The 13,620-nt window shown below is 67.5% G+C and carries 13 protein-coding genes and 1 tRNA gene; 13 read left to right on the plus strand and 1 reads right to left on the minus strand.

What is annotated here, in order from left to right; all coding sequences use genetic code 11:
• The first annotated feature begins 81 nt into the window (after nt 1–81).
• Together OG589_RS42390 and OG589_RS42395 are read left to right on the plus strand one after the other, a co-directional pair.
• A complete protein-coding gene (locus OG589_RS42390; RefSeq protein WP_405144517.1) occupies nt 82–582 on the plus strand; it encodes a SigE family RNA polymerase sigma factor in 501 nt (166 codons plus the stop codon).
• Nucleotides 579–1,499: a peptidylprolyl isomerase gene (locus OG589_RS42395; RefSeq protein WP_405144519.1), complete on the plus strand. Its 921-nt coding sequence runs from the start codon at nt 579–581 to the stop codon at nt 1,497–1,499. The genes OG589_RS42390 and OG589_RS42395 overlap by 4 nt, the downstream gene beginning before the upstream one ends.
• A gap of 118 nt (nt 1,500–1,617) precedes the next feature.
• On the opposite strand, the gene OG589_RS42400 is transcribed toward OG589_RS42395, so the two are convergent.
• Nucleotides 1,618–2,832, minus strand: coding sequence for a pyridoxal phosphate-dependent aminotransferase (locus tag OG589_RS42400; protein WP_405144520.1), 1,215 nt, complete (start codon nt 2,830–2,832; stop codon nt 1,618–1,620).
• Nucleotides 2,833–3,003: 171 nt separating this feature from the next.
• Here OG589_RS42400 and OG589_RS42405 point away from each other — a divergent pair.
• The 11 genes from OG589_RS42405 to rpoB all read left to right on the plus strand — a co-directional run bounded on the left by OG589_RS42405 (nt 3,004) and on the right by rpoB (nt 13,613).
• A tRNA-Trp gene (locus tag OG589_RS42405) sits at nt 3,004–3,076 on the plus strand.
• Nucleotides 3,077–3,147: 71 nt separating this feature from the next.
• On the plus strand, nt 3,148–3,405 hold the full coding sequence (gene secE / locus OG589_RS42410) for a preprotein translocase subunit SecE (protein WP_392837660.1): 258 nt from the start codon (nt 3,148–3,150) through the stop codon (nt 3,403–3,405).
• Nucleotides 3,406–3,481: 76 nt separating this feature from the next.
• Complete coding sequence (gene nusG / locus OG589_RS42415; protein WP_405144521.1) at nt 3,482–4,324, plus strand: transcription termination/antitermination protein NusG; 843 nt, start codon at nt 3,482–3,484, stop codon at nt 4,322–4,324.
• Nucleotides 4,325–4,504: 180 nt separating this feature from the next.
• Nucleotides 4,505–4,936 carry a 50S ribosomal protein L11 gene (gene rplK / locus OG589_RS42420; RefSeq protein WP_405144522.1) on the plus strand — a complete coding sequence of 144 codons (432 nt, stop codon included), beginning with the start codon at nt 4,505–4,507 and terminating at the stop codon, nt 4,934–4,936.
• A gap of 139 nt (nt 4,937–5,075) precedes the next feature.
• The gene (gene rplA / locus OG589_RS42425; RefSeq protein ID WP_405144523.1) at nt 5,076–5,795 is read left to right on the plus strand and encodes a 50S ribosomal protein L1; all 720 of its coding nucleotides are present in this window, start codon (nt 5,076–5,078) and stop codon (nt 5,793–5,795) included.
• A 217-nt stretch (nt 5,796–6,012) separates the two neighbouring features.
• Nucleotides 6,013–6,900 (plus strand): DUF1396 domain-containing protein, encoded by an 888-nt coding sequence (locus OG589_RS42430; RefSeq protein WP_405144524.1) that lies wholly within the window; start codon nt 6,013–6,015, stop codon nt 6,898–6,900.
• 343 nt (nt 6,901–7,243) lie between these two features.
• Complete coding sequence (gene rplJ, locus OG589_RS42435) at nt 7,244–7,825, plus strand: 50S ribosomal protein L10 (protein ID WP_405144525.1); 582 nt, start codon at nt 7,244–7,246, stop codon at nt 7,823–7,825.
• A gap of 90 nt (nt 7,826–7,915) precedes the next feature.
• The gene (gene rplL / locus OG589_RS42440) at nt 7,916–8,305 is read left to right on the plus strand and encodes a 50S ribosomal protein L7/L12 (protein WP_262846532.1); all 390 of its coding nucleotides are present in this window, start codon (nt 7,916–7,918) and stop codon (nt 8,303–8,305) included.
• Nucleotides 8,306–8,599: 294 nt separating this feature from the next.
• Nucleotides 8,600–9,118, plus strand: coding sequence for a hypothetical protein (locus OG589_RS42445; RefSeq protein ID WP_405144527.1), 519 nt, complete (start codon nt 8,600–8,602; stop codon nt 9,116–9,118).
• A 68-nt stretch (nt 9,119–9,186) separates the two neighbouring features.
• Nucleotides 9,187–9,684, plus strand: a complete 498-nt coding sequence (locus OG589_RS42450; RefSeq protein WP_405144528.1) for a hypothetical protein — start codon at nt 9,187–9,189, stop codon at nt 9,682–9,684.
• A gap of 461 nt (nt 9,685–10,145) precedes the next feature.
• Nucleotides 10,146–13,613 carry a DNA-directed RNA polymerase subunit beta gene (gene rpoB / locus OG589_RS42455; protein ID WP_405144529.1) on the plus strand — a complete coding sequence of 1,156 codons (3,468 nt, stop codon included), beginning with the start codon at nt 10,146–10,148 and terminating at the stop codon, nt 13,611–13,613.
• Nucleotides 13,614–13,620 lie beyond the last annotated feature (7 nt).

Raw genomic sequence — 13,620 nt, forward strand, 5'->3', positions numbered from 1 at the left:
GCCGATCGGGCGCCGTTGCCTACTCCGCCACTCAACCTCCGATGGCCTTGGCGCGTTGGGGAGGGCGAAAGGGGATCAGCCATGACGGATGACGACGAAGCGGCCTTCGACGAGTTCCTGGCCGCCCGAAGTACCGCCCTGCTCCGCACGGCCGTTCTGGTCTGCGGCGCGTCGGCCCATGACGCCGAGGACCTGGCGCAGGGCGCGCTGGAGAAGGTGTACCGGCACTGGCCCCGCATCCGGCACGACAACCCGGAGGCCTACGCCAGGCGGGTGGTGGTCAACGCGGCCATCTCCCGGTCGCGGCGCCGCAAGGTGATCCAGGAGATCGCCTTCGCCCGCCCTCCCGAGACGGCGGCGCCCCAGTCGGACCTCGACCTGCGGGACACCCTCGTGGAGGAGCTCCGGCGGCTTCCGGCACGGATGCGCGCCGTCGTCGTCCTGCGCTATTGGGACGACCTGTCGGAGATCGAGACTGCGGCCCTGCTCGGCTGCTCGGTGGGAACCGTCAAGAGCCAGGCCGCACGTGGCCTCGCCAGGATGCGGGCGCGGATCGGCGCCCTGAAGGGAACGCCGGTATGAACGTGGAGGAAGCACTCAAGGACGCCATGTCGGCGCACGTCGCGGACGTGCGCGCGCCGGTGATGATGGGCCAGGCCGTGCGCAGGAGGCACCGCTCGCACGTCGTGCGGTTCCGTACGGCCGGGGCGGCCGTGCTGACCGTGGCGGTCGCCGGGGCCTTTCCCGCCTACATGGCGCTCACCCCGGACCAGGCCCCGCAGCGGAGTCTCAACGGGCCCGCCGCCTCGCTCCCGTCGGAGCCCGTCTCCTCCGCCACGGTGGCGCCGCCCAGTTCCACGGCCGCGACCTGCTCCTACCGGAAGGACACCAGCGGGACTCCGGCCAGGAAGGTGGGCACCCCGCCGTCGAAGCCGGATCTGAAGGCCAAGACCATGACGATCGCCACCAACCAGGGCACGATCGTCATCAGGCTCGCCACCGCGCAGGCGCCGTGCACGGTCAACTCGTTCACGTTCCTCGCGAAGAAGAACTTCTTCGACAACACCCACTGCCACCGCCTGGCGACGCCGGAGACCACGGGCCTCGGGATGCTCCAGTGCGGCGACCCGCTGGCCAAGGGCGACGGCAGGAGCAAGGACGACGGCACGGGCGGCCCGGGGTACCTCTTCGACGACGAGAACCTCGGCGGCATCCCCTACACCAGGGGCACGGTCGCGATGGCGCAGGGCGGCGAGGACGCCAACTCCAACGGCAGTCAGTTCTGGATCTCGTTCTCCGACGAGAACACCCAGCTCACGAGCCAGGGGTCGGCCTACACGCCGTTCGGCGTGGTGGTCAAGGGCATGAACGTCGTGGACAAGATCGCCAAGGGCGGCATCATCCCGTTCAACGGCGACCCGATGGCCGACCTGCGCGGCGAGGGCTCCAACGCCCCCAAGGTCCCGGTGATCATCAAGAACGTGACCGTGTCCCACTGATCCGCACAGCGAAGCCCCGGGGTGGTGCGGTGGGCGGCCCGTGGTCCCGCCGCCGGTCCCACTGATCCACACAGAGAAGCCCCGGGCCTCGCGGCCCGGGGCTTCGGTGGCGTTGTGGCTAGTGTGCCTCGGCGAGGAGCTTGGCGAGGCGGCTGACGCCCTCGACGAGGTCGTCGTCGCCGAGCGCGTAGGACAGGCGGAAGTAGCCCGGCGTGCCGAACGCCTCACCCGGGACCAGGGCGACCTCGGCCTCCTCCAGGATGATCTCGGCCAGCTCGGCGGAGGTCTGCGGGCGCCTGCCGCGGATCTCCTTGCCCAGCAGCCCCTTGACGGAGGGATACACGTAGAAGGCGCCGAGCGGCTCGGGGCAGACGACGCCCGGGATGTCGTTCAGCATGCGGACCATCGTCTGGCGGCGCCGGTCGAACGCCTCGCGCATGGTCGCCACGGCCGACAGGTCGCCCGAGACGGCCGCCAGAGCCGCCACCTGGGCGACGTTCGAGACGTTCGAGGTGGCGTGCGACTGGAGGTTGGTGGCCGCCTTCACGACGTCCTTGGGGCCGATCAGCCAGCCCACCCGCCAGCCGGTCATGGCGTAGGTCTTGGCGACGCCGTTGAGGACGAGCACGTGGTCCCTCAGCTCGGGCACGGCCGTCGCGATGCTCGTGAAGGTGGCGTCGCCGTAGATCAGGTGCTCGTAGATCTCGTCGGTGACGACCCACAGGCCGTGCTCGACGGCCCAGCGGCCGATCGCCTCGACCTGCTCGGGGGAGTAGACCGCGCCGGTCGGGTTGGACGGTGAGACGAACAGCAGGACCTTGGTGCGCTCGGTGCGCGCGGCCTCCAGCTGGTCGACCGAGGCGAGGTAGCCGGTGGTCTCGTCGGTCACCACGTCGACCTGGACGCCCCCGGCGAGCTTGATGGCCTCGGGGTAGGTGGTCCAGTAGGGGGCCACGACCAGGACCTCGTCGCCCGGGTCGAGCAGGGTGGCGAACGCCTCGTACACGGCCTGCTTGCCGCCGTTGGTGACCAGCACCTGCGACGCCTCGACCTCGAAGCCCGAATCGCGCCGGGTCTTCTCGGCGATGGCCTGCTTGAGCTCGGGAAGGCCGCCGGCCGGCGTGTACTTGTGGAACCTGGGGTTCCCACAGGCCTCGACGGCGGCCGCGACGATGTAGTCGGGCGTCGGGAAGTCGGGCTCGCCGGCGCCGAAGCCGATCACCGGGCGGCCTTCCGCCTTCATCGCCTTGGCCTTGGCGTCCACGGCCAGCGTGGCGGACTCGGAGATCGCGGAGATGCGCGCTGAGATGCGAGGACGGGTCATACCATCCATGTTTCCAGACGTCTCGGACCGCTGCCGCCGCATATCCAGGATGTGGACACGCGGTAAATCACCGTGAGGTGCCGGACGAGTTGGTTCGACGTGAGGCGCATTCACCCGTACACTTCTGCAACTAGTGAGCGACGCGCCCCCGGCTGCTCGGGGTAAGGTGGTTCACGGCAGAGGGCACTAGCGCAATTGGTAGCGCACCGGTCTCCAAAACCGGCGGTTGGGGGTTCGAGTCCCTCGTGCCCTGCGGAGTGCGGTCCGCGCACCGATGGCGTAGCCGCCGAAAGTTGCGTAGGAACGACAGATCAGGTGAGGACTGTGGCGATCGACACACGCGGCGAGGCCGCTGAGGGGCCGAGTAAGTCGTCTGGCCCGACCGCTAAAAAGCGCACCTCTCCCGCACTTTTCTACCGGCAAGTGGTCGCCGAGCTTCGCAAGGTGATCTGGCCGACGCGCAAGGATCTGATCTCCTACACCACCGTGGTCCTCGTATTCGTTTTGATCATGGTTGGCCTCGTTGCCGGGATCGACTTCTTGCTCACGAAGGGTGTGCTGGCGGTCTTCGGCGGAGCCTGAGCCGGCCGCCGCGCGACAACCGTCCCCGACCGGGCGGTCGAAGATCGCAACATCGACGAGAGAAGAAAGAGTCACCGTGTCCGAGTCCCCACTGTCGGCTGGCGCTTCCCACGAAAAGTGGGAGGGAGAGCCGGAAGAGGCGGTCAAGAACACCGAAGAGTCCGGCGAGGCCGCCACCTTCGGTGATGCCGAAGAGCCCGGCGAGGCCGCCGAGGCTCCGGTCGACGACGCCGAGGCTCCTGTCGGCGAAGACGACGAGATTCCGGCCGGCGACGAGGCTGAGGGCCCGGCCGCCGGCGCCGTCGACGAGGACGGCGACGTCCTCCCCGACGTCGACCCCGTCGAAGAGTTCAAGAGCGCCATGCGCGGCATGCCCGGTGAGTGGTACGTCATCCACTCCTACGCCGGTTACGAGAACCGCGTGAAGTCCAACATCGAGACCCGCACCCAGTCCCTCAACATGGAGGACTACCTCTTCCAGGTCGAGGTGCCGGTCCACACCGTCACCGAGCTCAAGGGCGGCAAGCGCACCCCGGTCAAGGAGCGCGTGCTCCCGGGCTACGTGCTGGTGCGCATGGAGCTGACCGACGAGTCCTGGTCCGCGGTGCGCAACACGCCGGGTGTCACCGGGTTCGTGGGCCTTTCCAACAGGCCGAGCCCGCTGAGCCTCGACGAGGTCGCCAAGCTGCTCGCGCCCGAGCCCACCGAGCAGACCAAGACGACGGCCGCCAAGGCCGCCGCCGCGACCGTCGACTTCGAGGTCGGCGAGTCCGTCACCGTCATGGACGGCCCGTTCGCCACCCTTCCCGCCACGGTCAGCGAGATCAGCGCCGAGTCGCAGAAGCTCAAGGTGCTCGTCTCGATCTTCGGTCGCGAGACGCCGGTCGAGCTGTCGTTCAACCAGGTCTCCAAGATCTGACGCCGAACCCTGTCTCGGCGATCTGACGGCGCGCATACACTGATAAGTCGTCCCCACGGATCGAGCGACTTCGTGGGGTGAATCCCAGGGGAGCAATGGCCAATCCTGGCCGTCGCGTGCCCCCGGGGGCTCCCACGCCCTGTGGGAGTTACGCAGGAGTTAAGGACCCGGAGTAGGACAATGCCTCCTAAGAAGAAGATCGCGGCCCTGGTTAAGGTCCAGCTTCCCGCCGGCCAGGCCACGCCCGCGCCGCCGGTCGGTACGGCCCTCGGTCCCCACGGCGTCAACATCATGGACTTCGTCAAGCAGTACAACGCTGCTACCGAGGCCCAGCGGGGCAACATCATCCCCGTCGAGATCACCATCTTCGAAGACCGCAGCTTCACCTTCGTCACGAAGACGCCGCCGGCGCCCGAGCTGATCAAGAAGGCCGCGGGGCTCGACAAGGCCAGCTCCAACCCGCTCCGCGACAAGGTGGGCAAGCTCACCAAGGAGCAGCTGCGCCAGATCGCCGAGACGAAGATGCCCGACCTCAACGCCAACGACATCGAGGCCGCTCAGAAGATCATCGCCGGCACCGCCCGGTCGATGGGCATCACGATCGCCGACTGACACGCGAGGGGCGCGACGAGGAAGACCCTCGCCTGAAGGGCGCCCCGAGCCGCCGAGCGCAGCGAGGCAGAGCAAGCACAGAACAACCGTGGGAGGGCCAGCGCCGGCCCGTGACCACATACTCCACGAGGAGAAGCAAGTGAAGCGCAGCAAGAGCTACCGCAAGGCAGCGGACACCATCGACAGCGAGCAGCTGTACACCCCGGTGGACGCCGCCAAGCTGGCCAAGGGCACCTCGGTCACCAAGTTCGACGCGACCGTCGAGGTGGCACTGCGGCTGGGCGTCGACCCCCGCAAGGCCGACCAGATGGTCCGCGGCACCGTCAACCTCCCGCACGGCACCGGCAAGACCGCCCGGGTCCTGGTCTTCGCGACCGGCGACCGTGCCGAGGAGGCCCGCGCCGCGGGCGCCGACATCGTCGGCGCCGACGAGCTGATCGAAGAGATCGCCAAGGGCAACCGCCTCAACGAGTTCGACGCCGTCGTGGCCACGCCCGACCTCATGGGCAAGGTCGGCCGCCTCGGCCGCGTCCTCGGCCCGCGTGGTCTCATGCCGAACCCCAAGACCGGCACCGTCACGCCGGCCGTGGCCAAGGCCGTGACCGAGATCAAGGGCGGAAAGATCGAGTTCCGTGTCGACCGCCACGCGAACCTCCACTTCATCATCGGCAAGGTGTCGTTCCCGGAGCGTCAGCTCCTGGAGAACTACGCCGCCGCGCTCGACGAGGTCATCCGTCTCAAGCCGTCCGCGGCCAAGGGGCGCTACCTCAAGAAGGTCACCTTCTCCACGTCCATGGGCCCGGGCATCCCGGTCGACCCGAACGTGACGCGGGGCATCACGGCCGACCTCGACGCCTGACGTCCGAGACGCCCGCCGATTCAACGCGAAAGGGTCCGCGCCTTCGGGCGCGGGCCCTTTTTCGTATTCTCCGATACTTCTTTCTGCGCAGGTGAGAGTGCATTTCGCCAATGCGGTCACGCCTACGGCCTGGCAATCGATGCGCATAAGACGCCGCACGGGGTAGTGCTGGCGCGTAGGGTCGAAAGCACTTCCGGGGGATACGAAGGGATACCAAGTGAAGCGTCGAATGACACCCGCGATCGCGGCCGTGGGCTCGGCCATGCTCATCGCGGTATCAGCATGTGGCCAGCAGACCGCGCAGACCTCCACCGAGTCGCTCGGTGCCGTGCAGCTTTCCGCGGCCGAGACGCTGCAGCAGAGTGCCGAGAACGCCGAGGCCGTCACCTCGTACACCGCGCAGCTCGCCCTGGACTTCAACGCCCCCAAGGAGGGCGCGGGTTCGGTGAAGGGCACGATGGTCTACCACCAGAAGCCTCAGGTGGCCTCCGACGTCACGCTCGACCAGATCAACGTCAGCGGGCAGAACGTCCCGGGCGGCGCGCGCGTGATCCTCCTCGGTCAGACCGCGTACGTGAAGGTCGACCTGCTCAGCAAGCTCGTGGGCGGCACCAAGCCCTGGATCAAGATCGACCTCGCCAAGGCCGGCCAGTCCGCGGGCGTCGACGTCAACCAGTTCCTCGGGCAGGCCCAGCAGATGGACCTGCAGAGCAGCGTGAAGATGCTGACCACCTCCAAGGACGTCACCAAGGTCGGCACCGAGACCGTCGGCGGCACCGACACCACGCACTACAAGGGCACGTTCACGGTCGCGGAGGCCGTCAAGCAGCTCACGCCCGAGATGCAGCAGAAGCTGCAGGGCCAGCTCACCAACGTCAGGGACATGAAGTTCGACGCGTGGATCGACGGGCAGAGCCTCCCGCGCAAGGTCGAGATGAACGGCGGAGCCGGCGAGGGCACCTTCAAGCTCACCTCGCTGTTCAGCTCGTTCAACGACGCGGCCGAGGTCACCGCGCCGCCCGCCGACCAGGTGGGCGAGCTCCCGGCGAACCTCGGGGACATGAAGGGCCTCCCGGGCGCCGACGGGGCCACCACGGGCAGCTGACCCCGAGCGTGACCTCCGGGCCTCGCGGCTCGCGCGCACCCCTCGATCTCGATCGGGGGGTGCGTTGCCTCATCCACGCCTGGATTTGGCGTGCGGCGTGAACACCGCGTACAGTGTGCAATGCCGAAGACCGCCGGTCGTCGCTGAGCCTGTCAATGGCTCGGTGGCCCAAGGTTCACGACTGTGGACGGCCCGCGTAGGTGTGATGTGAGTTTCCATATGGTCTCTCGTGCGGCGCCAGCCGCGCGACGTCCGTGTGTGAGCCCCGTGCGCCTGCGCCGGGGCTTTTTCGTTTCGTGGACGCCTTGGGCCCTTCGCCGGTGGCACATCTGGAAGGAGGCCCATGGCGAGGGCGGAAAAGGCGACCGCGGTCACCGAGCTCAAGGATCGGTTCGAGAGCTCGAACGCCGCTGTCCTGACCGAGTACCGCGGTCTCACCGTGGCTCAGCTGAAGCAGCTGCGCACCACTCTCGGTGGGAATGCGAAGTTCGCCGTGGCGAAGAACACGCTGTCGAAGATCGCGGCCAACGAGGCCGGGGTCACCGTCCTGGACGACCTGTTCACGGGTCCGACGGCGATCGCGTTCGTCAGTGGCGACGTGGTCGAGGCGGCCAAGGGTCTGCGTGACTTCGCCAAGGCCAATCCCCTCCTGGTCATCAAGGGCGGTGTCGTCGACGGCAGGTCGATGACCCCGGCCGAGATCACCACGCTTGCCGACCTGGAGTCGCGCGAGGTCCTCCTCGCGAAGCTGGCCGGCGCGATGAAGGCGAAGCAGTCTCAGGCCGCCGCCACGTTCAACGCGCTGCCCACCACCATGGCCCGGCTCGTCGAGGCTCTTCGCGCCAAGCGCGAGGAGACCGGCGGAGCGGACGCGGTCGTGGCGGACGCCGTTGTGGCGGACGCCAGCGAGGACGCAGGCGAGTAGGTCGGGCGCGAAAGCGACCACAGCAGGGGATTCAGGCGCATACCGCGGTCCGTTTCCAAGTTTTGTAATTAATACGGAGGAATCACCACCATGGCGAAGCTCAGCACCGACGAGCTGCTCGACGCGTTCAAGGAGATGACCCTTCTTGAGCTCTCCGACTTCGTGAAGCTCTTCGAGGACACCTTCGACGTCAAGGCCGCCGCTCCGGTCGCCGTCGCCGCCGCCGGCCCCGCCGGTGGAGGCGCCGCCGCCGAGGAGGTCGAGGAGCAGGACGAGTTCGACGTCATCCTCGAGGCCGCCGGCGACAAGAAGATCCAGGTCATCAAGGAGGTCCGCGCGCTCACGAGCCTCGGGCTGAAGGAGGCCAAGGACCTCGTCGACGGTGCCCCCAAGGCGCTGCTCGAGAAGGTCAACAAGGAAGCCGCCGAGAAGGCCAAGGCCGCCCTCGAGGGCGCCGGCGCCACCGTCACCGTCAAGTGACGTCTCGCGTCTGACGTTTCACAAAGCTCCACACAAAAGGGGCGGATCACCCAGGTGCCGGGTGACCCGCCCCTTTTGCTTTGCGCCCGTATCTCGCGGCCGGTTGCTTTGCGCCCTTATCTCGCGGCCGGGCGGTCCGAAACGGGATGATCGCCGATGTGGATCTTCAGACCGGGTTATGATCCGGCGACCGGCTGACTGGTCGGCCTCCGCTTCCGGCGTCCATGTCGTCTTGGGTCGTCTTGGGTCGTCGTGGCGCCGCCTCGCGGCGGACCGGGCGATGGGAGGGAACAGGTGGCGCTTCACGCGGCGCGGTCCCCTCGCAGGTCGAGGATCCTCGTGATCTGCGTGCTGCTCGTGCTCATCGGCCTCCTCGGCACCGCCTGGGTGCGCGTCGGCGACGACCTCGACCAGGCGCGGTCGGCGGCGCGCGACCGCCTCGCCGCCGTCCAGGCCGCCGAGCGCTACGCCCTCACCCTGATGGCCGTGGACTACCGCACGGTCGACCGCGACGTGCAGCGGGTCCTGGACACCTCCATGGGCCAGGCCAAGGACCAGTACGCCAGAGATGCCGAGCGGCTCAAGGCGGCGACCCGGCTGAACAAGGCCGTCCAGACGGGTGTGGTGCGCGCGGCCGGCATCGTCTCGATGGACGGGCCCAAGAGCACGGCGCGGGTGCTGGTCGTGGCCGACTCGGTGATCCGGTGGGATGGGGCCAAGACCGCCCCCCAGGACCGCTTCTACCGCTGGAGCGTGGAGGTCACCAAGATCCGGGGCGCGTGGTGGGTGTCGAGACTGGAGCAGATCGCGTGACCGCCGATGGAGCCCTGGAGCCCCTGGAGGGCGGTCGTCGGCGCCGTTCGCGGCCTTGGGCATATGTTGTGGCCGTCGCGCTCCTGGGCCTTCTGGCGGCCGTTCTGGCCGTTCTGGTGGCCGTCGGCCATCTGCGCCTCCGCGATCTGCGCGACAGCGAGTCCGCCTCGGCCGAGGCGCTGGCGGCGGCCCGCACGTACGCGCCGGACATGCTGTCGTACGACTACCGCACGATCGACGCCGACCTGGCGCGGGCGCGGGGGTACGCCACGGGCGATCTCGCCGAGCACTACCGCGAGCTGACGCGGGTGCTGGCCCCCACCGTCAGGAGGCAGCAGACCGTCCAGCAGGCGGTGGTGGCCGCCGCGGCCGTCGAATCCGCGACGCCCGACCGGGTTCAGGTGTTGCTCTTCATGAACATGGGAACGACCAAGGTGTTCCCGGGCGAGAAGCAACCCCAGAAACAGGTCGTCCAGAACCGCGCCCGGTTCGTGCTGGTCAGAGGCGAGGGCCACTGGCTGGTGTCTGAGTTGTCGACGTTGATCGGCAATGCCCCGACCAGCTGAGATCCCGTCCACCGAGGCCCTGGACCTGCCCCGGCGTGGCGCGTTATTAAATTGTTAGTAAAGCTTGGGTTTGAGGAATGCGAGCTTGGGGATGTCAAAGGGCACGACAGCGTCGTGGGGCGGCAAGCCTTCGACCCTCCGTGTGACTGAGCGTTAGCCGATCCGCCTCGCGGGTATCGTCTGGATCCGGCCGGCCCCTCAGTCTCCAGTAGGGAAGAAAACCCAGCGTGACGGCCATTGGTTCGCTCGAATCAGGCCTCACGGGCTTGACGTTTCGGCGCTGACGGGCGATGCTGCGTCCAACGTGGAGCGCAGAGCGAGACTGAAGTGGACAGGTGTATGCCCATCGGCTACACTGCCCCTTTGCGCTGCCCTTTGACGACCCGCTTCTCTAGGTAACTTTGATGCATGGTCGTCTGGCGTGCGTGTAGTCAGTCCGCGAGCCCTCGGAAGGACATCTGTTGGCAGCCTCGCGCAACGCCTTCGCCGTACCCGCTGGTCCCCGCCGCGTCTCTTTCGCGCGCATTCAGGAGCCGCTCGAAGTTCCCGATCTTCTCGCCCTGCAGACCGAGTCCTTCGACTGGCTGCTCGGCAACGAGAAATGGCGGTCGCGGGTCGAAGCGGCTCGCCAGGCCGGGCGCAAGGACGTTCCGGCCCAATCCGGTCTCGAAGAGATCTTCGAGGAGATCAGTCCCATCGAGGACTTCTCCGGAACGATGTCCTTGTCGTTCCGCGACCACCGGTTCGAGCCTCCCAAGTACTCAGTCGATGAGTGCAAAGACAAGGACATGACCTTCTCCGCCCCGATGTTCGTCACGGCGGAGTTCATCAATAACACCACAGGTGAGATCAAGAGCCAGACGGTGTTCATGGGCGACTTCCCGCTCATGACCTCGAAGGGCACCTTCATCATCAACGGCACCGAGCGTGTCGTGGTCTCCCAGCTGGTGCGGTCCCCGGGTGTCTACTTCGACCGTTCGGTCGACAAGACCTCCGACAAGGACCTGTACGGCTGCAAGGTGATCCCCTCGCGCGGTGCCTGGCTCGAGTTCGAGATCGACAAGCGGGACAGCGTCGGTGTCCGCATCGACCGCAAGCGCAAGCAGGCCGTCACGGTCCTGCTCAAGGCGCTCGGCTGGACCAGCGAGAAGATCCTCGAGCGCTTCGGCCAGTACGAGTCGATGCGCGCCACCCTGGAGAAGGACCACACGTCCGGCCAGGACGACGCGCTGCTCGACATCTACCGCAAGCTGCGCCCGGGCGAGCCTCCCACGAAGGAGTCCGCTCAGACGCTGCTCGAGAACCTGTACTTCAACCACAAGCGCTACGACCTCGCCAAGGTCGGCCGCTACAAGATCAACAAGAAGCTCGGCGTCGACTCCGAGATCACCCAGGGGACGCTGACCGAAGAGGACATCGTCGCCACGATCGAGTACATCGTCCGGCTGCACGCCGGCGAGATCTCGATGCCCGGGGCGAACGGTGAGGTCGTCGTCGAGACCGACGACATCGACCACTTCGGCAACCGCCGCCTGCGCACGGTCGGCGAGCTCATCCAGAACCAGGTCCGTCTGGGCCTGGCCCGCATGGAGCGCGTCGTCCGCGAGCGGATGACCACGCAGGACGTCGAGGCGATCACGCCGCAGACCCTGATCAACATTCGCCCCGTCGTGGCGTCGATCAAGGAGTTCTTCGGCACCTCGCAGCTGTCGCAGTTCATGGACCAGACCAACCCGCTGGCCGGCCTGACGCACAAGCGGCGTCTGTCCGCGCTCGGCCCCGGTGGTCTGTCCCGTGAGCGGGCCGGCTTCGAGGTCCGTGACGTGCACCCGTCCCACTACGGCCGGATGTGCCCGATCGAGACGCCTGAAGGCCCGAACATCGGCCTCATCGGCTCGCTGTCGTCCTTCGGCCGCGTCAACTCCTTCGGATTCGTCGAGACCCCGTACCGCAAGGTCGTGGACGGCCGTGTCACAGAGGACATCGACTACCTGACCGCCGACGAGGAGGACAGGCACGTCATCGCCCAGGCCAACACGCCGCTGCGCGCTGACGGAGCATTCGCGGAAGACCGCGTCCTGGTCCGCCGTAAGGGCGGCGAGGTCGAGTTCATCCGGCCGAACGAGGTCGACTACATGGACGTCTCGGCGCGCCAGATGGTGTCCGTCGCGACCGCCATGATCCCGTTCCTGGAGCACGACGACGCCAACCGCGCGCTCATGGGCTCCAACATGCAGCGCCAGTCGGTGCCTCTGCTCAAGAGCGAGGCCCCGCTGGTCGGCACGGGCATGGAGTACCGCGCCGCGACCGACGCCGGCGACGTGATCACCGCCGAGAAGGCGGGCGTCGTCGAGGAGGTCTCGGCCGACTACGTCACCGTGATGAACGACGACGGCACGCGCACCACCTACCGCGTGGCGAAGTTCAAGCGCTCCAACCAGGGCACCTGCTTCAACCAGAAGCCCATCGTCCGCGAGGGCGACCGGATCGAGGTGAACCAGGTCGTCGCCGACGGTCCCTGCACCGACAACGGCGAGATGGCCCTGGGCAAGAACCTCCTCGTGGCGTTCATGCCGTGGGAGGGTCACAACTACGAAGACGCGATCATCCTGTCCCAGCGCCTGGTGCAGGACGACGTGCTCTCCTCGATCCACATCGAGGAGCACGAGGTCGACGCCCGCGACACCAAGCTGGGCCCCGAGGAGATCACCCGGGACATCCCGAACGTCTCCGAGGAGGTCCTGGCCGACCTCGACGAGCGCGGCATCATCCGCATCGGCGCCGAGGTCGTGCCCGGTGACATCCTCGTCGGCAAGGTCACGCCCAAGGGCGAGACCGAGCTGACCCCGGAGGAGCGCCTGCTGCGCGCGATCTTCGGTGAGAAGGCCCGCGAGGTCCGCGACACCTCACTGAAGGTGCCGCACGGCGAGATGGGCAAGGTCATCGGTGTCCGCGTGTTCAGCCGCGAGGAGGGCGACGAGCTCCCCCCCGGCGTGAACGAGCTGGTCCGGGTGTACGTCGCCCAGAAGCGCAAGATCACCGACGGTGACAAGCTGGCGGGGCGCCACGGCAACAAGGGCGTCATCTCCAAGATCCTCCCCGTCGAGGACATGCCGTTCCTGGAGGACGGCACCCCGGTCGACATCATCCTCAACCCGCTGGGCGTGCCCGGCCGGATGAACGTCGGCCAGGTGCTGGAGACCCACCTCGGGTGGATCGCCGCCAGAGGGTGGGACATCACGGGCATCCAGGAGGCGTGGGCGGAGCGGCTGCGCGACAAGGGCTTCGGCCAGGTCGCGCCTCGCACCAACGTCGCCACCCCGGTGTTCGACGGTGCCCACGAGGAGGAGCTCACCGGTCTGCTCGACAACACCCTGGTCAACCGCGACGGCGAGCGCATGGTCGGCGTCAGCGGCAAGGCCCGGCTGTTCGACGGCCGCTCCGGGGAGCCGTTCCCGCACCCCATCTCGGTCGGCTACATCTACATCCTCAAGCTGCTCCACCTGGTCGACGACAAGATCCACGCTCGCTCGACCGGTCCGTACTCCATGATCACCCAGCAGCCGCTCGGCGGTAAGGCCCAGTTCGGTGGCCAGCGGTTCGGTGAGATGGAGGTGTGGGCGCTCGAAGCCTACGGAGCGGCTTACGCCCTCCAGGAGCTGCTGACCATCAAGTCCGACGACGTTCTCGGCCGAGTGAAGGTCTACGAGGCCATCGTCAAGGGCGAGAACATCCCCGAGCCGGGTATCCCTGAGTCCTTCAAGGTCCTCATCAAGGAAATGCAGTCGCTGTGCCTCAATGTCGAGGTTCTCTCCAGCGATGGCATGTCCATCGAGATGCGGGACACCGACGAGGATGTCTTCCGCGCGGCGGAGGAGCTCGGCATCGACCTGTCCCGGCGCGAGCCGAGCAGTGTCGAAGAGGTCTGATTTTCAA

It is taken from the genome of Sphaerisporangium sp. NBC_01403, from assembly GCF_045040145.1.
Taxonomy (GTDB): domain Bacteria; phylum Actinomycetota; class Actinomycetes; order Streptosporangiales; family Streptosporangiaceae; genus Sphaerisporangium; species Sphaerisporangium viridialbum.